The organism is Nocardioides sp. Root122 (assembly GCF_001425025.1).
GTDB lineage: Bacteria > Actinomycetota > Actinomycetes > Propionibacteriales > Nocardioidaceae > Nocardioides.
The window spans coordinates 393,878-415,307 of record NZ_LMDE01000011.1; the positions used below are offsets into that span (position 1 = coordinate 393,878).

Genomic DNA, 21,430 nt, shown 5'->3' on the forward strand with positions numbered 1-21,430 from the left:
AACACACCACCGAAGGAGGGGATGACGATGAGCGTCATCCATCGCCACCGCCACGAGGTCGAGGCCTTCGAAGCCCCGGTCGGCGTGAGCCACGAAGAGAACGACCGCGGCCCCTGGTTCCACCGGGCCCTGGCCACCCTGCGGATCGCCTACGGAGTCACCTTCCTGTGGGCCTTCCTCGACAAGACCTTCGCACTCGGCTTCCACACCGGTTACGACCAGGAAGGCACCCTGGACCGGTTCGGCCCCGCTGCGTGGATCAACGGCGGCAGCCCCACGGAGGGCTTCCTCTCCTTCGGTGTCCCTGCTGACAACCCCTTCCACGGGTTCTTCACCGGCCTGGCCGGGCACGCGATCGTCGACTGGCTGTTCATGCTCGGCCTGCTCGGCATCGGCGTGACCCTCCTGCTCGGCGTGGGGATGCGGATCGGCGCAGCGGCCGGCGCGCTCATGTACGCCTTCATGTACGCCGCATCGCTCCCGCTGGAGAACAACCCCGTCGTCGACGACCACCTCGTCGGCATCATCGTGATGGCGGTCCTCGCCCTGGGCGCGGCCGGCACCACCTGGGGGCTGGGTCGCTGGTGGAACCGCACGGAGGTGGTGGAGAACTACCCCGTCCTGAGGTGACACCAGGCCCCCCTCGAGACCCGGCGCCCTCCCGGCGCCGGGTCTTCTGGTGTCCGCTCAGCCCTGGAGCGGCACCCGCCAGACCAGCACCGTGCCGCGCTCCCCGACCGGCGCCACCTCGAGGGTGCCGCCCAGGTCGTTGGCGCGGCGCCGCGCGTTGCGCAGGCCGCTCTCCGACACCTCCGTCGGGAGGCCTACGCCGTCGTCGGCGACACGCAGCTCGAGCAGGTCGGACCCGACCACCACGTCGACCTCCGCCGAGTCGGCGAGCGCGTGCCGGGCCACGTTGGAGACCGCCTCGCGGAGCACCGCGAGGAGCTGGGAGCCGAGTGCGGGCGGCACGACCGTGTCGATGGGCCCGGAGGTGCGCACCACGGGGGTGAAGCCCAGCACGGGGACGTACTCCTTGACGAGCTTGCGGATCGCCGAGCGCAGTGAGTCGCCTCGGCGGTCCTGCAGCTCGAAGATCGTGCCCCGGATGGCCTTGATGGTGTCGTCGAGCTCGGCCACCGACTTGTCGAGGCGCTCGGTCACCGCGCCGTCCCCGGCCATGGCCGCCACTCCCTGCAGCTGGAGCCCAGTGGCGAAGAGTCGCTGGATCACGATGTCGTGGAGGTCGCGGGCGATCCGCTCGCGGTCGGACAGCAGCGCCATCTCCTGCCGGTCCGCCAGTGCCTGGGTGCGGTCGAGGGAGAGCGCGACCTGGTCGCCGAAGCCCGCGAAGAGGTCGCGGTCCTGCACGTCGAGCAGCCCCGCGTCGGGGTGGGTGACCGCGACGAGGGCGGTGACCGGCGCAAGGTGCGAGCGCAGCGGCACCACGACCATGGGTACGTCGTCGACGCGGGTCGTGGTGACCGGGCTGCCCGGTCCCACTCCGGCCTTCTGCCGCGCCGCGCCGAGGAGCCGGGAGACCTCCGCGGGGTCGGCGTCGGGCGCGACGCTGAGCGTGTCGTGCTCCGGGCCCAGCGAGGACCACAGGGCGACCGCGTGCGCACCGGAGACCTGACGGGCGGTGGAGACGATCTGGTGGAGGGCGGTCGGCAGGTCGACCGGCGGCTGGAGCAGCTCGGAGAGGTCGGCGGAGGCCTCGAGCCACTGGCGCCGACGCTCGCTCAGCGCGAACGACCGGGCGTTGCTGATGACGTAGCCGGCGGTGCGTGCGAGCTCCTCCACGAGGCGCTCGTCCTCCTGCGTGAACGGCCCACCGCCTGCCTTCTCGGTCAGGTAGAGGTTGCCGAAGACGGTGCCCCGGATCCGGACCGGCATGCCCAGGAACGTCGTCATCGGCGGGTGGTTGGCGGGGAACCCGACCGACGCCGGGTGCGCGGACAGGTCCGTCAGCCGGAGGCCCGACGGGTCCTCGATGATCACGCCGAGGATGCCGCGTCCGCGGGGGAGGTCGCCGATCGCGGCGCGGGTCCGCTCGTCGATGCCGGTCGTGATGAACTCGACCAGCTCGCCGTCGCGGCCGAGCACGCCCATCGCGCCGTAGCGGGCGTCGGTGAGTGCGGTCGCTGCCTCGACGATCCGGGTCAGGGCGAGGTCGAGGTCGAGGTCGCTGGAGATCGCGGTGACGGCCTCCAGCAGGGAGCGGGCGTCAGCGCCGAGGTCCGGTGTGTGCGTCACACGGGTGATTGTGGCGCAACCGGACCGGGTTCAGGCGAGACGACGTACGGGCAGGTGCGCCCACGGGTCCCACCCGCCGCCGAGCTGGCGGCCGCTGAGCTCCGTCCAGGGGATGCGGACGACGAGGTTGCGCTGGCCCTCGGCCCACGGACGCGGCTCCCAGTGGCGGCCGATCTCGGCGAGCTCCTCGGGGTCGTCGACGAAGGCGGCCCGGCCGCGGGCGGAGACGCTCCAGCCGCGCTGGTTCTCGTAGTCGAACTGGTCGACCTCGAAGCAGAGCTGGGCATCGCGGCCGTAGGTCCCCAGCAGGCTGTAGGCCGTCGTGCGGACCAGGATCGACTCCCCGTCGACCGCGTAGTTCACCGGCACGATGTGCGGCCCCGTCGGGGTGCTGACCGCCACGCGGCCGGCGATGCCTGCGCCGAGCAGGCGGATGCAGTCCTCACGCGAGAGGTCGAGCATGGTGCGCATGGGAGTCTCCTTCGTCGTCGAGTCCCAGCCTCCCTCTCGCCACGGCCAGGAGGCAGGGCCGAAGGTCCCGCGCGGTGGTCCTCAGGACCCGGAGTCGACGATCGGCCCCCGGACTTCGAGCGCACTCGACGTTGACGGGCGGGTCTAGCGTGGAGGGCGTGACCCAGAGCGAGACCCAGATCCCGAGCCAGCACCCCGACGCCAGCACGCTCGGCCAGCTCCGTGAGAGCGGCCACCAGCTCAGGACGCTCCGCGAGGAGATCCGCGACAACCTGCTCGACCGGCTCGGCCGGGGCGAGGACCCGTGGCCCGGCCTGCACGGCTTCGCCGACACCGTGATCCCGCAGGTCGAGCGCGCGCTCCTCGCCGGACACGACATCGTGCTGCTCGGCGAGCGGGGCCAGGGCAAGACCCGTCTGCTCCGCTCGCTGGTCGGGCTGCTCGACGAGTGGACCCCGGTCATCTCCGGCTCCGAGCTGGGCGAGCACCCCTACGAGCCGATCACGGTCGCGTCGCGCCAGGCCGCGGCGACCTACGGCGACGACCTGCGCATCTCGTGGCGCCACCGCGACGAGCGGTACGCCGAGAAGCTGGCCACGCCGGACACCTCGGTCGCCGACCTGATCGGCGACGTCGACCCGATGAAGGTCGCGGAGGGCCGCCACCTCGGCGACCCGGAGACCATCCACTTCGGCCTGATCCCGCGCAGCCACCGCGGCATCGTGGCGATCAACGAGCTGCCGGACCTCGCCGAGCGGATCCAGGTCGCGATGCTCAACGTGATGGAGGAGCGCGACATCCAGATCCGCGGCTACGTCCTGCGGCTGCCGCTCGACGTGCTCGTGGTGGCCAGCGCCAACCCCGAGGACTACACCAACCGCGGCCGGATCATCACCCCGCTCAAGGACCGCTTCGGCGCCGAGATCCGCACCCACTACCCGCGCGAGGTCGAGGAGGAGATCGCCGTCATCGCGCAGGAGGCCGAGCTGGTCGCCGAGGTGCCCGACTACCTCCTCGAGGTGCTGGCCCGCTTCACCGCCAACCTGCGCGAGTCGCAGTCGGTCGACCAGCGCTCGGGCGTGAGCGCCCGGTTCGCGATCGCGGGGGCGGAGACGATCGCCGCCGCGGCGCTGCACCGCGCCACCACGCAGGGCGAGGACGTGGCGGTCGCGCGCGTCGTCGACCTCGAGACCGCCGTCGACGTCCTCGGCGGCAAGATCGAGTTCGAGACGGGCGAGGAGGGCCGCGAGTCCGAGATCCTCACCCACCTGCTGCGCACCTCGATCGCCGAGACCGTGCGGGCGCACCTCGCGGGCATCGACCTGCGGCTCCTCGTCGACGCGATCGAGGAGGGAGCGATGGTCACCACCGGCGCCCGGGTCGGCGCACGCGACTTCCTCGCCGGTCTGCCGGTGCTGGGCGAGTCCGACCTCTACGACCAGGTGTGCGACCGGCTCGGCGCCACCAACGACGGTGAGCGGGCCGGCGCCCTCGAGCTCGCGCTGGAAGGGCTCTACCTCGCCCGCAAGATCGGCAAGGACGCCGACGCCGGGGAGACCGTCTATGGCTGAGCTGCGCGAGCGAGCGGGCGAGACCGTCCTGCGTCCCGGCACCGCCGCCGACATTCCGGCGCTGCGCGCCCTCGGCGAGGCCGTCGTACCCCCGACCTACGGACCCATCGATGCGGCGTACGCCCGGCTGATGCTCGACCAGTGGTGGACGCCCGAGCGCTTCGCCGACACCCTCCCGCGGGTGCGGATGCTCCTCGCCGAGCGCGACTGGCACGTCGTCGCGATGACCAGCTTCGGGCGGCTCTCCGCCTCGCACCGCGACTTCCCCCACGTCACCGGCGACCGCGAGGTGATGTGGAAGCTCTACGTCCACCCCGACCACCAGGGACTCGGCATCGGGCGCCGGCTGCTCGCCGAGGTCGAGGCGATGGTGGAGGGCGAGGAGCTGTGGCTCGAGGTGGTCGAGGGCAACGACCAGGCCTTCGCGTTCTACCGCGCCCACGGCTTCGAGGAGGTCGAGCGCGTGAGCGACCGCCGGTGGCCCGACGACGTCTGGCTGCGCAAGGAGCTGCGCCGATGACCCGACCCAAGGACCGTTCGCGGTTCCACCGCTACGAGGGCGGCGACCCGCTCGCCCCGCCGGTCGACCTGGCCGAGGCGCTCGACCAGATCGGCCAGGACGTGATGGCCGGCTACAGCCCCGAGCACGCGATGCGGGAGTTCCTGCGGCGCGGGGGCGCCGACCAGGCCGGGCTCGACGACCTGGCCCGCCGGGTCGCCGAGCGGCGCCGCGAGATCCTCCAGCGCCACGACCTCGACGGCACGCTCCGCGAGGTGCGCGAGCTGCTGGACCAGGCGGTGCTGGCCGAGCGCGGGCAGCTCGCCCGCGACATCACGATGGACGACGCCGACCGCACGCTGCGCGAGATGACGCTCGACAACCTGCCGTCGTCCACGGCCGCGGCGGTGAGCGAGCTGTCGTCGTACGACTGGCAGTCCAGCGAGGCGCGCGAGGCCTACGAGCAGATCAAGGACCTGCTCGGCCGCGAGCTGCTCGACCAGCGCTTCGCCGGCATGAAGCAGGCGATGGAGGGCGCGACCGACGAGGACCGCGAGGCCGTCTCCGAGATGCTCTCCGACCTCAACGACCTGCTCGAGAAGCACGCCCGCGGCGAGGACACGGACCAGGACTTCGCCGAGTTCATGGACAAGCACGGCGACTTCTTCCCCGAGGCCCCCCAGGACATCGACGAGCTGCTCGACTCGCTGGCCCAGCGGGCCGCGGCGGCCCAGCGGATGCTGAGCTCGATGACGCCGGAGCAGCGCCAGGAGCTGATGGAGCTCTCGCAGCAGGCCTTCGGTTCCCCCCAGCTGATGGAGCAGCTGGCGCGGATGGACGCGAACCTGCAGGCACTGCGACCGGGTGAGGACTGGTCGGGCTCGGAGTCGTTCGACGGCGACCAGGGCCTGGGGCTCGGCGACGGCACCGGCGCCCTGCAGGACCTCGCCCAGCTCGACGCGCTGGCCGACCAGCTCGCGCAGTCGCACCACGGCGCCCGGCTCGACGATGTCGACCTCGATGCGCTCTCGCGGCAGCTCGGCGACGAGGCGGCGGTGGCGGCGAGGACGCTGCAGGAGCTCGAGCGGGCGCTGCGCGACAGCGGCTACCTCAAGCGCGGGTCCGACGGCGAGCTGCGGCTCTCGCCCAAGGCGATGCGCCAGCTCGGCAAGGCGCTGCTGCGCGACGTGGCCGACCGGATGAGCGGGCGCTCCGGCGCCCGCGAGACCCGCACGACGGGCCTCGCGGGCGAGCCGAGCGGGTCCACGCGGCGGTGGGAGTTCGGCGACACCGACCCGTGGGACGTGCCCCGCACGATCGGCAACGCGGTGCTGCGCGACGGCGGCGCGCGTCCGGTGCGGATCCAGGTCGACGACATCGAGGTCGTCGAGACCGAGGCCCGCACCCAGGCTGCTGTGGTGCTGCTGGTCGACACGTCGTTCTCGATGGCGATGGACGGTCGGTGGGTGCCGATGAAGCGCACCGCCCTCGCGCTGCACCAGCTGATCCGCTCGCGGTTCCGCGGCGACGACCTGCAGCTGATCGCCTTCGGTCGGCATGCCCAGGTCATGGAGATCGAGGAGCTCACCGCTCTCGACGCGCGGTGGGCCAAGGGCACCAACCTGCACCACGGCCTGCTGCTCGCGAACCGGTTCTTCCGCAAGCACCCCAACGCGCAGCCGGTGCTGCTGGTCGTCACCGACGGCGAGCCGACCGCCCACCTCGAGGCCGACGGCGAGGTGTGGTTCTCCTACCCGCCCCACCCGCTGACGATCGCCCACTCCGTGCGCGAGCTCGACGCGGCCGCGCGCCTGGGGGCCCAGGTCACCTTCTTCCGGCTCGGCGACGACCCCGGCCTGGCCCGCTTCATCGACTCGATGGCCCGGCGGGTCGACGGGCGGATGGTGAGCCCCGAGCTCGACGACCTCGGGGCAGCGGTGGTGGGGTCCTACCTCGGCTCACGCGGCCCGGGGTCGTCGTACCGCGAGCAGTTCGGCGACTGGTACGGCGGCCGCGGCTTCTGGGTGTGAGCGTGGAGCAGCGCCCGCGCGGCTAGCTGCCCGCCGCCTCGAGCATCCGCAGCAGCTCGGCACCCATGTGCTCGATGACGGCGTCGAGGGCCTTCTTCGGACGCACCATGACCGTGAAGTCGACGATCCGGCCGTCGGCGTCCCACGTGATCATGTCGATGCCGGAGACGTCGAGGCCGCCGACCTCGGTGCGGAACTGCAGCACGGCGGAGTCCTCGCCGAGCCACTCGCGCTCGTACGTCAGGTGCGGTCCGAGGACGGTGAACGCGGCGGTGAGGTAGCCGACGACGGTGTCGCGCCCGACCTGCGGCGTGTGCACCGCGGGACTGCGGAAGACCGCGTCCTCGGCGATCAGCGCCGGCAGCCCGGCCGGGTCGCGGCTCTCGACGACGGCGTGCCAGCGGGCCAGGGCTTCGGCGGAGGGGGTGGCGGCGTCCATGGACGTCATCGTGCCACCCGGGCTCCTCGGTGCCGGTGTACTCCAGTGGCAAATGGTCGTGGGTCACGCCGTCCGGCAGCCGTTCGTCGCTGGACTACCCCAGCGCCACAGCCGTTCGTCACTGGACTACCCGGGGGCGGTGCCGCGGTCGCGGTCAGTCCGCGAAGCCCGGGAGCGACTCCTCGAGGATCTCCCGGAACGGCGCGGTGGCGTTGAGCTGGCTCAGCAGGCCGATGGCCCCGATCCACGTGCGGTGGATCAGGAGGTACGACGTCGGCAGGTTGAGCTTCATCGCGAGGGTGAAGGCCTCCGAGCGGGGGTCGTTGACGCGCTCGAACTGCTCGCGCATCCACTCGCGGGTGAAGGTGAAGCGCTCCTGGGCGGCCGGCTCGATGAACGGCGCGAGGTACTCCATCACCTGGTGCGGGTCGACCTCGATCCGGTCCTTGATGAAGCCCTCGGCGCGGAGCCCGGCGACGAGCGACTCCTCGTCGTTGTCCAGGGCGATCCGCATCAGCCGCCCGGTCGCGACGGGCATGCCGCCCTCCTCGAGCCGCGCCACGGCGCCGAAGTCGAGGACGCCGAGGCGGCCCAGGCCGCCGTCCGGGGCGGGCAGGACGCGGAAGTTGCCCGGGTGCGGGTCGGCGTGCAGCATGCCGGTGCGGTTCGGGCCCTCGAAGAGGAACCGCACGAAGATCTCGCCGTAGTGGTCGCGCTCCTCCTGCGTCCCCTCGCGGATGACGTGCGCCAGCGAGTGGGGCGACTCCATCCACTCGGTCACCAGCACCTCACCGCCGACGGCCACCACAGCGGGTACGACGATGTCGGGGTGGTCCGCGAACGCCTCGGCGTACGCCGCCTGGGCCTCCGCCTCGAGCGTGTAGTCGAGCTCGTCGGCCGCGCGCGCCTGCAGCTCGGCCACGAGGGGCTTGATGTCCAGGCCCGGGAACACCGGCGCCACCCCACGCGCGACGCGGGAGATCTGGAGCAGGTCGGACATCAGCGCCTCACCGGCGCCGGGGTACTGCACCTTGACGGCGACGTCGCGCTCGGTCGGCTCGTCGGAGGCGTGGTCGACCCAACGCCCGCGGTGCACCTGCCCGATGGACGCGGCGGCCGTCGGAGCGCCGTCGAGCCAGACCAGCCGCTCGGGCCAGTCGGCCCCGAGGTGCCGGGTCAGCTGCTCGCGCACCGTGGCGGTGGGCATCGGGGGAGCGGAGTCCTGGAGGGCGGTGAGGTGCTCGCGGTAGGGCGCACTGACCTCCTCGGGCAGTGCCGCCTCGAGCACGCTGAGGACCTGGCCGAACTTCATCGCGCCGCCCTTCAGCTCGCCGAGGGTGCGGAACAGCTGCTCGGCGGTGCGCTGCTGCACCTCCGTCAGCACGGACTCCGCGGACCGGCCGCCGAGGCGCTTGCCGAGCCCCATCGCCTGCCGTCCGGCGTAGCCGAGGGGGAGCGCCGCGAGTCGTGCCGTGCGGGCGGCGGCCTTGCGGGGCAACTCGGTCATGGCGCCATTGTCCCTGCCAAGGCAATGCGGTTGTCACATCGCCGCGTGACCTGGCGCACGCCGGCTCGTTGAGCGGGGTGACGACATCCCCACCTCGGGAGGATCCACGTGAGTCCCCAGCTGCCCCTCAAGCCCCTGCTCGCCGTCTCGGCGACCCTCCTCGCCGCGACGGCAATCCTGACCACGGGAGGCGGTGCCTCCGCGGCCGATCAGGCCCCGACCGAGCGGGCCAACGTCTCCGACTTCCTCGCCGACCAGCTGGCTGGTCTCGCCGGGAGGACGTCCGTGATGGTGCACGGCACCTCGATCACCGCCGCCCGCCAGGCGGTCGCCGCGACCGGGATGGCCACCCAGGGCGAGTTCCGCAAGATCGGCGTGGTCGTCGCCAACGCGACGAAGAGCCAGATCGAGGCGGTCCGCACCCAGCCCGGGGTGACGTACGTCGAGGGTGGCGCGCAGCCGATCGACTTCCTTCAGGAGACCTCGAACATCGCCACCCGCGGGGCCGAGGCGGCCGCGACGATCACCGGTGCCGACGGCACCCCGCTCACCGGCAAGGGCGTCAGTGTGGCGGTCATCGACTCCGGCGTCGACCCCACCCACCCCTACCTCACGGAGGCCGACGGCTCCTCGGCCGTCGCCGCCAACCTCAAGGCGCTGTGCGAGCCGCTCACCGAGACCTGCTCGGTCCAGCGGCTGCCCAGCTCCGTCGACACCGACACCCTCTCCGTCGGCGGCCACGGCACCCACGTCAACGGCATCGTTGCCGGCCGCCCGACCACGCTGAGCGACGGCGGCAAGGTCCAGGGCGCCGCCCCGGGCGCCAAGCTCGTGTCGATCTCCACCGGGGCGGGCATCGTCATCCTCGGCGCCGACTCGGCCCTCAACTGGGTGCTGGAGAACCACGCGGCCCCCTGCGGCGCCGGCGTCCCGGTCTCGACCTGCCCGCCGATCAAGGTCACCAACAACTCCTACGGTCCGACCGGCGGGGGCGCCTTCGACCCCGAGTCGGCGACGGTGAAGATCCAGCGCGCGCTCGCCGCCGAGGGCGTGGTGACGGTCTGGGCCGCCGGCAACGACGGTGGCGACGGCTCGGCGAGCCTCACCAACCCGCCCGGCCAGGACCCGACCGGCGGCATCCTGTCCGTGGCGTCGTACAACGACCAGGACACCGGCACCCGCGACGGCACCGTGTCCGAGTTCAGCTCCCGCGGCCTCGCCGGCGACGCCTCCACCTGGCCGGACGTCTCGGCGCCCGGCGAGAACATCACCTCGTCGTGCCGGCCCTACCTGGTGATCTGCTCGACGGGCCTCGACTTCCGCAACGGCCCGGGGCCGCTCGACATCGGCACCTTCAACACCATCAGCGGCACCTCGATGGCCGCTCCGCACGTCGCGGGCATCGTGGCGCAGCTGTTCCAGGCCGACCCGACCGCGACCCCCGCCGAGATCGAGCAGGCGCTGAAGGTCTCGGCCCACAAGTTCACCGACGGCGCGCCCTACCAGGCGGGTCCCCTCGGGACCACGTCGTACGACAAGGGCTACGGCCTCGTCGACGTGGTGGCCGCCGTCGCGGCGCTGGGATAGCCGGCACCGACACAGACCCCCTCGCGAGGGGGAGCACCGTGCACACAGGGGCGCGGTGACGAGGGCGGACGGGGAACAGGGACCCCCGTCCGCCCTCTCTGCTCGCTCCGCTTCCGGGGGTCGAACGTCCGGAACCTCTGCCACGCTGGAGGCATGGAGATCGAGTTCAGCGGTGAGCTGGTCGAGTGGCGGGGTCCCTCGCCCTACCACTTCGTGCCGCTGCCGCCCGACGAGGCCGACCTGGTCGACGAGGTGAAGGCCGACGTCGTCTACTGGGGCGTCGTTCCCGTGCGGGCGTGGATCGGCGACACCGAGTTCACTACCTCGATGTTCCCGCGCGAGGACACCTGGTTCCTCCCGGTCAAGGACGCCGTGCGCCGCGCCGAGCAGCTCGAGCTCGGCGAGGTCGTGCCCGTACGGCTGCAGGTCGGACGGGACTGATCCACGGCAGGGCAACGTTTCGGCAAAAGCAGCAACCGGGTCTGGTCGACCGTGGGACGTTCCTCGGGTCAGTGACGGGATACGACGGATCGGGTTCGCACAGGTGGACACTCACGCACCGCTGGTCTCGACCGCGGCCACCCGCAGGACGGTGATCGCGGCCGGTGCCGCCACCGTCGTCACGGTCGCCGCGCCGGACGTCGCCGAGGCCGCCGTGCCGACGCGATCGCGCTTCGACAGGCTCGTCGGGGAGACGTTCGAGGCGACCCGGGAGGGGCGCCGGCTACGGCTGCGCCTCGACGCGGTGGAGGACGCCTCCTACCGCCCACCCCGGCTGCGCGGCGCCCGGCTGGCGACGTGGCGCCGGGAGTCCTACGTCCTGGTCTTCAGCACGCGCGCCACGCTCGAGCAGGGCACGTGGAGCCTGAGGGCCCGCCGCTCCGGACGGTTCCGGATGTTCCTGGTCCCTGGCGCCGACAGGGGCAAGCGCACGGCCGTGACCGCGACCTTCAACGGATGGAGGGGCTGATGTCGACCCCGTACATCGGTGAGATCCGGCTCTTCGGCGGCAGCTTCGCGCCGGTGGGCTGGATGTTCTGCCACGGCCAGCTGCTGGCGATCTCGGAGTACGACACCCTCTTCAACCTCATCGGCACCACCTACGGCGGCGACGGCCAGTCGACCTTCGCCTTGCCCAACCTGTCGTCGCGCGTGCCGGTCCACCAGGGGAACGGCTACGTGCTCGCCGAGACCGGTGGAGCCGAGGAGGTCACCCTGACCGTCGGGCAGATCCCGGCGCACTCCCACCCGCTCATCGTGTCGACGCAATCGGCCAGCAGCCGGTCGGCGGTCGGTGGCGTCCCCGCCGCACCCGGCTCGGACGTGGCGTGGGCCGCGGCGACGGCCGACGAGGCGATGGGGCAGACGAGTCCCACCGGCGGCTCGCAGCCGCACACCAACCTCCAGCCCTACCTGGGCATCTCGTACATCATCTCGCTCTTCGGCATCTACCCGTCGCCGACCTGATCAGGAGCACCCATGTCAGGCCAAGATCCCTTCGTGGCGGAGATCGCCCTCTTCCCGTTCAACTTCTGCCCGCCCGGGTGGGCGTGGTGTGACGGGCAGCTGCTGCCCATCAGCCAGAACACCGCCTTGTTCTCGCTCCTCGGCACGTTCTACGGCGGTGACGGCAAGAGCAACTTCGCGCTGCCCAACCTCAACGGCAGGGTGCCGGTCGGCCACGGCCAGGGACCGGGCCTGTCGGTCTACGACCTCGGGCAGGAGGGCGGCTCCGAGACCGTCACGCTGCTGCCGACCGAGATCCCGGCCCACTCGCACACGCTCACCGGGTCCTCCGGCACGGCGACGACCGCCAACCCCGCGGCCGCCGTACCGGCGACGACGGAGGCCGAGCTCTACCACTCCACCGGCCAGGGCTCCGGGCCGCTCCTGCCCACCGGCGGCTCCGCGCCGCACAACAACATGCAGCCCTACCTGACGCTCTACTACGCCATCGCCCTCCAGGGCGTCTATCCGTCCCGAGGCTGAGGTCCGACGATGTCTTCCCTTCCGTTCCTGGCCGAGATCCAGTGGGTCTCCTTCAACTTCGCGCCGAAGGGCTGGGCGCTGTGCAACGGGCAGCTGCTCCCGATCAACCAGAACCAGGCGCTCTTCTCGTTGCTCGGCACCACCTACGGCGGCGACGGCCGCGTGAATTTCGCCCTGCCCGACCTCCGTGGCCGCCTGCCCATCGGCGTCGGCCAGGGCCACAGCCTCGGCGAACGGGGTGGCGAGGCCGCCCACACGCTGAACGTCAACGAGATGCCCACGCACGCGCACGGCTACCCCGTCACCGACCACCGCGGCACCACCGGTGACCCCGGCGGCCCCGCGGGCACGGCGTTCGCCAGCGGCGAGCGCGTCTACAGCGCCCCCGCCACGGCCAACGCCACCTTCCACCCGTCGGCGGTCGCGAACGCGGGTGGCAGTCAGGCGCACCTCAACATGCAGCCGTTCCTGACGCTCACCGCGATCATCGCGCTCCAGGGCATCTTCCCGAGCCACAACTGACCCGAAGGACCCCCGTGCCTCTTCGTCACCGCCTCGCCGGCGCCACTGCGCTGACCCTGGCCGCGACCCTGCCGAGCCTCGTCCAGGTGCCCGCACATGCCGGTGCCCTGGGTGCCGGCGAGACCGTCGTCTCGGGCACCACCACGCCCGCCGGAGTCGGCGAGTCCGTCGTCGCCGCACTGTCGGGCGGTCGCTCCCTGGTCGTGTGGGAGGGCGTGCGCACCGTCGCCACCGGCACCGCGCAGGGCCAGAAGCGGGAGATCTACGGTCGCGTGCTCGACGCTGCGGGTGCCGCGACGGGCGTCCCGGTGCTGGTGGCGCGGATGGGCGGGGTCGACGACGCCACCCAGGACGCCGCGGACCCGGCGGTCGCCACGCTGCCCGACGGCAGGGTGGCGCTCGTGGTCGCCGGTGACGCCCTCGCGGACACCGCGGGTGCCCCGACCCCGACCGACACGACGAGCTGGCAGATCCAGCTCGGCGTCGTCGACCCCAGCGCCCTCGGCCCGGTCACCCTCACCCCGCTGACCTCCGTGGCGCCCGGCGACCCGGCGTACGACCAGCAGCACCCCGACGTCGCGCTCGACCACGGGCTCCTGCGCGTCGTGTGGGACGGCGACACCCCGGCCACGGGTGAGGGACAGAGCCACGTCTGGACCGCGCAGCGCGCGCTGGACCTCACTGCCGTCTCGGGCCCGACGCAGGTCAGCCCGTCAGCCCCCGCCGGGGCGGCGTACGACCACACCCGCCCGCGCGTCGCGGCGACGACCGCACCCGGCAGCCCGAACGCCATGGTGGTCTGGGAGGGCGTCGGGTCCGTCGACGCCGGTGGCCCCCTGCGCCGCGTGCAGGCCGCCCGTCTCACCGGCGCCACCGCCGGCCCGGTCCCGACCCTCGGCATCGGCGCCACCCGCGACTCGGGCATCGAGGAGCTCGCGCCCGACGTCGCGGCTGCAGCGAACCAGTTCCGCGTCGTCTGGTCGACCAACGCCGGATCCGGCTACCGGATCAACACCGCGGCGGTCGGTGACACCGGCACCGTCACCCAGACGGCGACAGAGATCTCCGGCGGTCACGACACCTGGCCCTCGGTGGCCTTCGACGACGGCCAGCCCGGCCAGTTCGTCGTCGACTTCGCCCGCCGGACGTCGACGGCCGGCACCGGTCACCACGAGGTGGTGTCCGGCCGTTACGGCGCCTCGGCCGACCGGCTCGAGCCGTTCACCCAGCTGAGCACGACCGACACCGACGCGTCCTACGACAACGCCGAGTCGATGCGACCCGCCACCGCCGCGGCGGCCAGCGGGGCGGTCCTGCACGCCTGGTCGCGGGTGCGCCAGGACTCCGGCGCCGGAGTCGCCACGCGGCGCTCGGCAGCGCTGGTCGACCTCTCCACCACCCTCTCGATCACCCCGGCGCGGCCCACCCCGGCCCGGGCCGGCATCAACGCGGCCGACACCGTCACGGTGGCCATCGGCTACGGCACGACCGCCGCCTCGAGCGGCCGCGCCGCCAGCCGCCTGACCCTCGACTTCCCGGGCTTCACCGCCTCCTCGAGCACGATCACCGGCCCGGCCGTCGCCTCCGGCGGCGGGTGGGACGTCCCGGCGATGGCGCCCGGCGCCCGTGGCACGGTGACCCTCTCCGGCACCATGGACGCCGCTGCAGAGGGCACCCTCCGCAGCGCCAGCGCGGCGCTCGCGGTCGCGACCGGCCTCGTCGTGGACGACCCGTCGACGAACAACACCGCGACCAGTTCGGTGACCATCGACCACCCGCCGGCGGTGACCGGGATGACCCGCCTCGACGCCACGCCGAGCAACGACGCGGTCCGGTGGCGCGTCGACCTCGACCAGCCCGTCACCGGCCTCGCCGCCGGCGACTTCGCGCTCGCGGCCACCGGCCTCACCTCGCCCTCGATCACCGGTGTCACGTGCGGAGTCGCCAGCTGCACCGTCACCGCGACCGCGACAGGCACGGGCCGCCTCACCCTGCGGGTGCCCGCCTCCGCCACCGCGACCGACGCGACCGGCAAGGCCCTGGCCACCGGCAACCTGCCCTTCGACGGGCCCGCCTACGACATCGACACCGTCGCGCCGACCGTCACGAACACCGCCCTCGGACCGGACCCGAGCAACGCGGCGCTGGTGGAGTTCCGCCTCGACTTCTCCGAGCCTGTCGCCCAGCCGCAGTCCGCCCAGCTCACGGTCACCGGCGGCACGCTGTCCTCGGTCGTGCGCACCGGCGCCGGATCCGGCCTCGCCGACTCCTGGACCGCGCGCGTCACCCCCGCGGGGGACGGTGCCGTCACCCTGACGCCCGGGGCCGGCGCCGGGCGCGACGCCGCCGGCAACACCAGCCCCGCCGGCAGTGCCGCCTCGACCACCTCCGACCGCACGGTCCCGGTCGTCACCCTCACCGGGCCGACGGCCCCGCAGCGGACGGCGTACGACGTCACGGTGGACGCGAGCGAGACGATCACCGGCCTCGGCACCGGCGACTTCTCCGTCACCGGCGGCGCCGTCACCCGGCTCACCGGCTCGGGGCCGTGGACGGTCCGGGTCCAGCCGGACACCGAGGGGCCCGTCGTGCTGAGCCTGCCCGCCGGCTCGGTCACCGACGCGGCCGGCAACCCCAACGCGGCGGTGTCGAGCACGACGACCTACGACGTCACGCGTCCCGGCGTGGTCGTGTCGTCGGCGGCGGCCGAGCGGACGGGCGACGACCCGATCGGCTTCACGCTCACCTTCACCGAGCCCGTCACCGGCCTCACGGCCGGGGACCTGGCCGTCACCGGCGGCACCGCCACGATGTCCGGCTCCGGCGCCACGCGCACCGTCCTGGTGGCGCCCGCCGGCGAGGGCCCCGTGTCCGTCGCAGTCCCCGCCGGCGTGGCGGTCGACGAGGCGGGCAACACCAACACCGCCGGCCCCGCCGTCACCCGCACCTACGACGTCACCGGCCCGACGCCCCAGGTGAGGACGTCCACGTCATCGCCGACCAACGCCGCCTCGTTCCCGGTCACCGTGACCTGGCCCGAGGAGGTCACCGGCTTCACCGTCGGCGACGTGGCGGTCACCAACGGCACGGTGTCCGGCTTCGCGGGCGCGCACGACACCTGGACGTTCGCCGTGACCCCCGCAGCCGACGGGGAGGTCCGGGTGTCGGTGCCCGCGGGAGCCGCGCAGGACCTGGGCGGCAACCCGTCGCTGGCGGCCACCCGGCTCGACGTCGTGGTCGACACCGCGGCGCCCGGCGTCGGGCTGTCGTCGGCGAGCGGCGACCCCACGCGCAGCGCCTCGATCACGGTCGACGTCACCTTCTCCGAGCCGGTCTCGGGCCTCTCGCCCGACGACTTCGTGCGCACCAACGCCACGATCGCGGACCTCTCCGGCAGCGGGTCGACCTACACGATGACCGTGTCGCCCCTCGCCGAGGGCGTCTTCGGCGTGCGCCTCCCGGCCGGGGCCGCGACCGACGCGGCCGGCAACGCCAGCACCGCCGGCAGCGCGCTGCACCGGACCTTTGACGCGACGGCCACGGCACGGCTCGCCTACGCCGGCCCGGCGCTCGTCAACGCGCCGGTCCAGCTGACGCTCACCCTGAGCGATCCCGCGCCGATCGTGGCGGGCGACCTCACCACGACCAACGCCGACGTCACCTCGGTGGCGGGGGGCCCGCGCGTCTACGACGTCGTGCTCACGCCGACCGCCGACGGTCGGGCGTCCGTGCAGCTGCCGGCGGGTGCCTTCACCGACGCCGCCGGCAACACGAGCAGCGCCTCGGCGGAGGTCGAGGTCACCTACGACGCCACCCGGCCGACCGTGACCGACCTGGCCGCTCCCGCCCGGGCCAGTGCGCCGTACGCCGTCTCGGTCGAGCTCTCCGAGCCGGTGCAGTCGCTGTCCGCCGCCCAGGTCGTGGTGACCAACGGCACCGCCGGTTCCGTGGCGGGCGCCAGCCGTGACTGGTCGTTCGTGGTCACCCCGGCCGCCGACGGCCCGGTCACCGTCCGGCTGCTCGACGACGCCGCCCGCGATGCCGCGGGCAACGCGAGCGTGGCCAGCGGGACGGTGTCGACGACGTACGACGCAACGGCACCGACGGCCACCCTCACCTCGCCGACCGCGGCCGTGGTCACCACGTCCCCGATCCCCGTGGTGATCGCGTTCTCCGAGGCCGTCACCGGCCTGGCCGTCGACGACGTCGAGGTCACCAACGGCACCCTCACCAACCTCGTCGGTGGCGGGACCCGGTGGACCGCCGACCTCGTCCCAGCGGACGACGGCACGGTCACCGCCCGCGTGGTCGCCGATGCGGTCACCGACCAGGCGGGCCATCCGTCGCTGGCGAGCGCGACCCTCACCCGCGAGCTCGACTCCACCCGTCCGACGCTCGCCCTGACCTCCCCGCTGGGGGGCACGGTCACGGCCTCGACGATCCCGGTGACGGCCACCTTCAGCAAGCGGGTGCTCGGGTTCGGCGAGTCCGACCTGCAGACGACCCGGGCGACCGTGGCCGGCTTCACGCAGGTCGACGACCGGACCTGGCACTTCGACCTCGTCGCAACGGCGGACGGCCGGGTCGGCGTGAGCGTCCCCGAGAACGCTGCGGCCTCGGCCGGCGGCAACCTCGCCTTCGGGGCGTCCCTCGAGCTCGCCGTCGACCGGGCCGCGCCGGTGCTGCAGGTGAGGGGCCCCGCGTCCGTCACCGAGGACGGGCCGGTCACCTTCACCGTGACGGCCAGCGAGGCGGTCACCGGCCTCGACGAGTCCGACTTCTCGGTGTCCGGCTCGGCCGGCCCCGGCGCGATCGCGCTGACGCCGGTCTCCGCCGGCACCTGGCAGGTGGCGGTCAGCGGCATGGGCACCGCCGGTGACGTCACCCTGGCCGTCCGCTCCGGCGCCGTCTCCGACGCGGCCGGCAACACCTCGGTCGCGACCTCGGCGACCGCGGCCTGGCGTCGCTCCGGGCGGCTGGAGGCGTTCGCACTGGTGCAGCGCCCGGGCAGCCGCCAGGGCAACCGGGTGTCCCTGCCGGTCGCCGTACGCGGTGACGCCGTCACGTTCGAGGCCACCTCCTCGAACCAGCGACTCCTGCCCGCCTCGGCGATCAGCGTCACGGGGTCGGGCTCGGTGCGTCAGCTGACCCTGGCGGCCGGACACGCCCGCTCCGGCACCACCACGGTGGTGGTGACGGCCCGTGCCGGTTCCGTCGTCCGGACCCTCACGCTGCGCCTCGTCGTCGGCGACGCTGGCGACGAGCGACTCGTGGGCGGACGCGGCACCGACGTGATCCTCGCCCGCACAGGCGTGGACGCGATGGTCGGCCGCGGCGGCGACGACCACCTGTACGGCGGGTACGGCCGCGATCGCCTCGTCGGTGGTGCGGGCGACGACCTCCTGGTCGGCGGACCGGGTCGCGACGACCTCGTCGGCGGCTCCGGTGCGGACCTCTTCGTCACCTGGGGCAGGGACGACCTCGTCGACGTGCGCGCGGCCCGGGGCGACCGGGTGCTGCGTGCGTCGCGCGCCCTGCAGCGGCTGCTGGGTCCGTGACCTCGGCGGGCCGGTCCAGTCCGGCCCGCCCACCGGAAGCAACCTTCGGGGCTCCTGCGGCGTCCCTTACGTGTCCCCGTCCGGGGGCACGACACGAGAAACGGAAACACCATGCGCCGCACCGTCCTGAGCGCAGCCGCCCTGTCGGTGGCTGCCCTGACCCTCACCCAGCTCGCCCCGGCGACCGCCGACGGGATCGGCGTCTCCGACCCCGACGACCTCGCCCACGGCGTCGACCTGCTGTCGGTGGAGGTCGAGCACAAGGCCAGCAACGTCGTGGTGACCACCACCCACGTCGACCTCCAGGAGTCGTTCCGCAGCGGCTCGTCCGGATCGGTGTTCATCGACACCGACCCCGCGGACCCCGGCCCGGAGTACGTCTTCACCGGCGGGTTCTTCATCGGCACCGACTACCAGCTGCTGACGACCGACGGCTTCGCGCACTCGGCGTGGGGCGAGCCGGTCGAGGGGTCCTACCGGATGAAGGTCGACTACGACCGGGAGATGGTGCGGTTCCGGATGTCTCGCGAGGCGATCGGTGACCCCGACGAGGTGCGGGTCGCCGTGCGCGTTGCCGGCACCCGCCGCAACGGCGCGAACACGAAGACCGACTGGCTCGGTGCTCCGCGCTCCTTCACCGACTGGGTCGCGCAGTAGCCGTAGCCGCGTGGGTCGACGATCGCTGGCAGCGGCTGCGAGCGATCGTCGACCTCGACGAGACCGGGCGTGCGGCCCTCACTTGATCTCGCGGACCTCCTGCGGCCAGCCGCACCCCTCGGCGACGCGAGCCGCCCACATCTTCGCGGTCTCCAGGTCGGGCACCTCGATGATGGTGATCCCGCCCAGGTACTCCGTCGTCTCGGTGTAGGGCCCGTCGGTCACGACCATCGTCCCGCTGGTCCCGTCGGCACTGAACGCCTCGGCGAGGTCCTCGACGAGACCGCCGGCGAAGAGCAGCACGCCCGCCTCGGCCATGTCCGCGACCACTGCGGTCGACGGCTCGACCCGGCCCAGGAACCACTCCTCGTCGTGGTCCCCGACCCACTGCTGGTTGAAGTAGATGGCGTACTTCGTCATGTCGCTCCTCCGTCGTGGGCCGCCCGGTGCGACCCGTCACCACAATGACGGACGAGCCGGGCGCGGATCGACAGTGGCGCGACGCGAACCGGGAGCTGGCTCATGCGGTCGCGGGGAACGACACCCCGGTGTCGGCGTGGCAGCGGTAGCCGAAGGGGTTCTCGGCGCCCCGGCTGTCAGGTAGTCCCATACGTTCTGGACGCACCACACGCGTGAGAGCGTGCAAAACGTATGGGACTACCCCTGCGTGAGGGAGGTAGTCCCCTACGTTCTGGACGCCCTACGACCGCTTGTCCGGTGGGCGCGGGCCCTGGAGCGCTCAGGCGGTCTCGGGGAACGACACCCCGGTGTTGGCGTGGCAGCGGTAGCCGAAGGGGTTCTTGGCGAGGTACTGCTGGTGGGCGTCCTCGGCGTAGTAGTACGGCGTCTCGCTGGCGGGGCGGATCTCGGTGGTGATCTCGCCGAGCCCGCGGCGGGCCAGCTCGTCGCCGTAGAGCTTGGTCAGCTCGCGGGCGGTCTGCTCCTGCTCCGGGGTGGTCCAGTAGATCGCCGAGCGGTACTGGGTGCCCACGTCGTTGCCCTGGCGCATGCCCTGCGTCGGGTCGTGGATCTCGAAGAACTTCTTCACCAGGTCGGCGTACGACACGACGGCCGGGTCGAAGACGACGCGCACGGCCTCGGTGTGGCCGGTGCGGCCGCTGCAGACCTCCTCATAGGTCGGGTTCGGCGTACTGCCTCCGGCGTAGCCGACCGAGGTGGACCAGACGCCGGGGACCTGCCAGTAGATCTCCTCGGCGCCCCAGAAGCAGCCGAGTCCGAGGACGGCGACCTCGAGGCCGGCCGGCACGTCGTCGGTGACGACGGGCGTGTGCAGCACCAGGTGCTCGCCGAGGTTCCACATCGGCTCCGCACGGCCTCGCAGGGCCTCGTCGGGCGTGGGCAGGGTGGAGGGCTTCCCGAATCCGAACATGCCCCCATTCTCCCCGGTCACGCAAGCGCGGGACGCGCGTCTCGGGCGCCGGCCGCCGAGGGCCCGGTGGTCTAGTCGTCGTAGTACCACCGATGTGCAGCCACGCGGAGCCGGAGCACTGTGGACGCGCCAGGACATCACCACCGAGAGGAAGCTGCTCATGTCGTCAGGCTCGCCACGTCGTTCATTGCGCCGGCTCATCGTCGCCGTCGTCGTCGGGGTCATGGTCGGGGGCGGCCTGATGGCCGTCACGCCGGCCGGCGCCGAGGTCTCCCAGTCTCTTGCGACGAGCTGGAAGAAGATCTGGAAGAAGGAGCTCAGGCCGCTCGCGGACAAGCGCTACTACACCAAGAAGAAGTCGGACTCGACGTTCGCCACCAAGGCCGAGTCCGCCGCCGCCGCGGCCGCGGCCCAGTCGGCGGCCAACTCGGCCACGGACTCCAAGCTGGGGAGCTACTACAAGAAGACGGAGTCCGACGCGAGGTACGCACCCACGCCGACGGTCATCCGCGGCTCCTGGTCGATGATGGACAACGCGCCTGCCATCGGCACCTACCTCAGCACCGACCTCAACTGGGGCTACACCTTCACCGGCCCCCTGACCGTCCACTTCGTCCCGGCGGCCGGTCCCGTTCCCGCGGGCTGCTCCGGCAGCGTGGCCGCGCCCGGAGCCGACGCCGGCAACCTGTGCGTCTTCGCCTTCGGGACCAGTGGCGTGAGCGCCATCGACATCCGCAACGTGTCCAACCTCGCGGGGACGACCGCCCCGTTCGGCGCCAACCTGTTCGCCACCTCGACGGTGGCGGGCAACGTCTACGCCTACGGCTCGTGGGCAGCGCGGGGCACCGGGCTCGCGGCCGGCGCGCCGCGGGTCACGCCGAGCCAGGGGAGTGGCTCGACCGTCCCCGGTCAGTGACCGGCTGACCGACGGCTCCAGGGAGGGACGGCCGCCAC

Annotated in this window: 19 protein-coding genes; 13 read left to right on the forward strand and 6 right to left on the reverse strand. The window is 72.9% G+C overall.

Translation table 11 applies throughout. From position 1 onward, the window contains the following. The first annotated feature begins 27 nt into the window (after positions 1 to 27). Complete coding sequence (locus ASC64_RS14735) at positions 28 to 630, forward strand: hypothetical protein (RefSeq protein ID WP_082550523.1); 603 nt, start codon at positions 28 to 30, stop codon at positions 628 to 630. Positions 631 to 687: 57 nt separating this feature from the next. Here the strand turns inward: ASC64_RS14735 and ASC64_RS14740 are convergent, their stop codons facing one another. After that, positions 688 to 2,256, reverse strand: a complete 1,569-nt coding sequence (locus ASC64_RS14740; protein WP_056908274.1) for a GAF domain-containing sensor histidine kinase — start codon at positions 2,254 to 2,256, stop codon at positions 688 to 690. 30 nt (positions 2,257 to 2,286) lie between these two features. Then, a complete protein-coding gene (locus ASC64_RS14745; protein WP_056908275.1) occupies positions 2,287 to 2,727 on the reverse strand; it encodes a pyridoxamine 5'-phosphate oxidase family protein in 441 nt (146 codons plus the stop codon). A 158-nt stretch (positions 2,728 to 2,885) separates the two neighbouring features. Between ASC64_RS14745 and ASC64_RS14750 the strand changes: the two genes are divergently transcribed. The 3 genes from ASC64_RS14750 to ASC64_RS14760 are packed head-to-tail and all read left to right on the forward strand — an operon-like array spanning position 2,886 to position 6,827. Then, positions 2,886 to 4,298, forward strand: coding sequence for a sigma 54-interacting transcriptional regulator (locus ASC64_RS14750; RefSeq protein WP_082550524.1), 1,413 nt, complete (start codon positions 2,886 to 2,888; stop codon positions 4,296 to 4,298). Beyond that, positions 4,291 to 4,818: a GNAT family N-acetyltransferase gene (locus ASC64_RS14755; protein WP_056908276.1), complete on the forward strand. Its 528-nt coding sequence runs from the start codon at positions 4,291 to 4,293 to the stop codon at positions 4,816 to 4,818. Before ASC64_RS14750 ends, ASC64_RS14755 begins: the two co-directional genes overlap by 8 nt. Next, entirely contained in the window at positions 4,815 to 6,827 is a 2,013-nt protein-coding gene (locus ASC64_RS14760; protein WP_056908277.1) for a vWA domain-containing protein, read from the forward strand. Before ASC64_RS14755 ends, ASC64_RS14760 begins: the two co-directional genes overlap by 4 nt. Before the next feature lie 22 nt (positions 6,828 to 6,849). Here the strand turns inward: ASC64_RS14760 and ASC64_RS14765 are convergent, their stop codons facing one another. Together ASC64_RS14765 and ASC64_RS14770 are read right to left on the reverse strand one after the other, a co-directional pair. Next, positions 6,850 to 7,266, reverse strand: a complete 417-nt coding sequence (locus ASC64_RS14765; RefSeq protein WP_056908435.1) for a nuclear transport factor 2 family protein — start codon at positions 7,264 to 7,266, stop codon at positions 6,850 to 6,852. Between the two features lie 154 nt (positions 7,267 to 7,420). Continuing rightward, complete coding sequence (locus ASC64_RS14770; RefSeq protein ID WP_056908278.1) at positions 7,421 to 8,773, reverse strand: ABC1 kinase family protein; 1,353 nt, start codon at positions 8,771 to 8,773, stop codon at positions 7,421 to 7,423. Positions 8,774 to 8,881: 108 nt separating this feature from the next. Here ASC64_RS14770 and ASC64_RS14775 point away from each other — a divergent pair, with 108 nt between their 5' ends. From ASC64_RS14775 to ASC64_RS14810, 8 genes are all read left to right on the forward strand, one after another. Continuing rightward, positions 8,882 to 10,360: a S8 family serine peptidase gene (locus ASC64_RS14775; RefSeq protein WP_056908279.1), complete on the forward strand. Its 1,479-nt coding sequence runs from the start codon at positions 8,882 to 8,884 to the stop codon at positions 10,358 to 10,360. 153 nt (positions 10,361 to 10,513) lie between these two features. Continuing rightward, positions 10,514 to 10,801, forward strand: coding sequence for a DUF1905 domain-containing protein (locus ASC64_RS14780; protein ID WP_056908280.1), 288 nt, complete (start codon positions 10,514 to 10,516; stop codon positions 10,799 to 10,801). Positions 10,802 to 10,904: 103 nt separating this feature from the next. Next, entirely contained in the window at positions 10,905 to 11,330 is a 426-nt protein-coding gene (locus ASC64_RS14785; RefSeq protein WP_056908281.1) for a DUF6916 family protein, read from the forward strand. Then, the gene (locus ASC64_RS14790) at positions 11,330 to 11,827 is read left to right on the forward strand and encodes a phage tail protein (RefSeq protein WP_056908282.1); all 498 of its coding nucleotides are present in this window, start codon (positions 11,330 to 11,332) and stop codon (positions 11,825 to 11,827) included. Before ASC64_RS14785 ends, ASC64_RS14790 begins: the two co-directional genes overlap by 1 nt. 12 nt (positions 11,828 to 11,839) lie before the next feature. Next, positions 11,840 to 12,349: a phage tail protein gene (locus tag ASC64_RS14795; RefSeq protein ID WP_056908283.1), complete on the forward strand. Its 510-nt coding sequence runs from the start codon at positions 11,840 to 11,842 to the stop codon at positions 12,347 to 12,349. Positions 12,350 to 12,358: 9 nt separating this feature from the next. Continuing rightward, entirely contained in the window at positions 12,359 to 12,871 is a 513-nt protein-coding gene (locus tag ASC64_RS14800) for a phage tail protein (protein ID WP_056908284.1), read from the forward strand. Positions 12,872 to 12,885: 14 nt separating this feature from the next. Next, on the forward strand, positions 12,886 to 18,429 hold the full coding sequence (locus ASC64_RS22140) for a beta strand repeat-containing protein (RefSeq protein ID WP_056908285.1): 5,544 nt from the start codon (positions 12,886 to 12,888) through the stop codon (positions 18,427 to 18,429). A gap of 111 nt (positions 18,430 to 18,540) precedes the next feature. Beyond that, positions 18,541 to 19,086 (forward strand): hypothetical protein, encoded by a 546-nt coding sequence (locus tag ASC64_RS14810; protein WP_056908286.1) that lies wholly within the window; start codon positions 18,541 to 18,543, stop codon positions 19,084 to 19,086. A 78-nt stretch (positions 19,087 to 19,164) separates the two neighbouring features. Here the strand turns inward: ASC64_RS14810 and ASC64_RS14815 are convergent, their stop codons facing one another. After that, a complete protein-coding gene (locus ASC64_RS14815) occupies positions 19,165 to 19,506 on the reverse strand; it encodes a YciI family protein (protein ID WP_056908287.1) in 342 nt (113 codons plus the stop codon). 319 nt (positions 19,507 to 19,825) lie between these two features. Continuing rightward, a complete protein-coding gene (gene msrA, locus ASC64_RS14820; RefSeq protein WP_056908288.1) occupies positions 19,826 to 20,476 on the reverse strand; it encodes a peptide-methionine (S)-S-oxide reductase MsrA in 651 nt (216 codons plus the stop codon). 160 nt (positions 20,477 to 20,636) lie between these two features. Between msrA and ASC64_RS14825 the strand changes: the two genes are divergently transcribed. Further along, entirely contained in the window at positions 20,637 to 21,392 is a 756-nt protein-coding gene (locus tag ASC64_RS14825; protein ID WP_156385220.1) for a hypothetical protein, read from the forward strand. Positions 21,393 to 21,430: the final 38 nt, after the last annotated feature.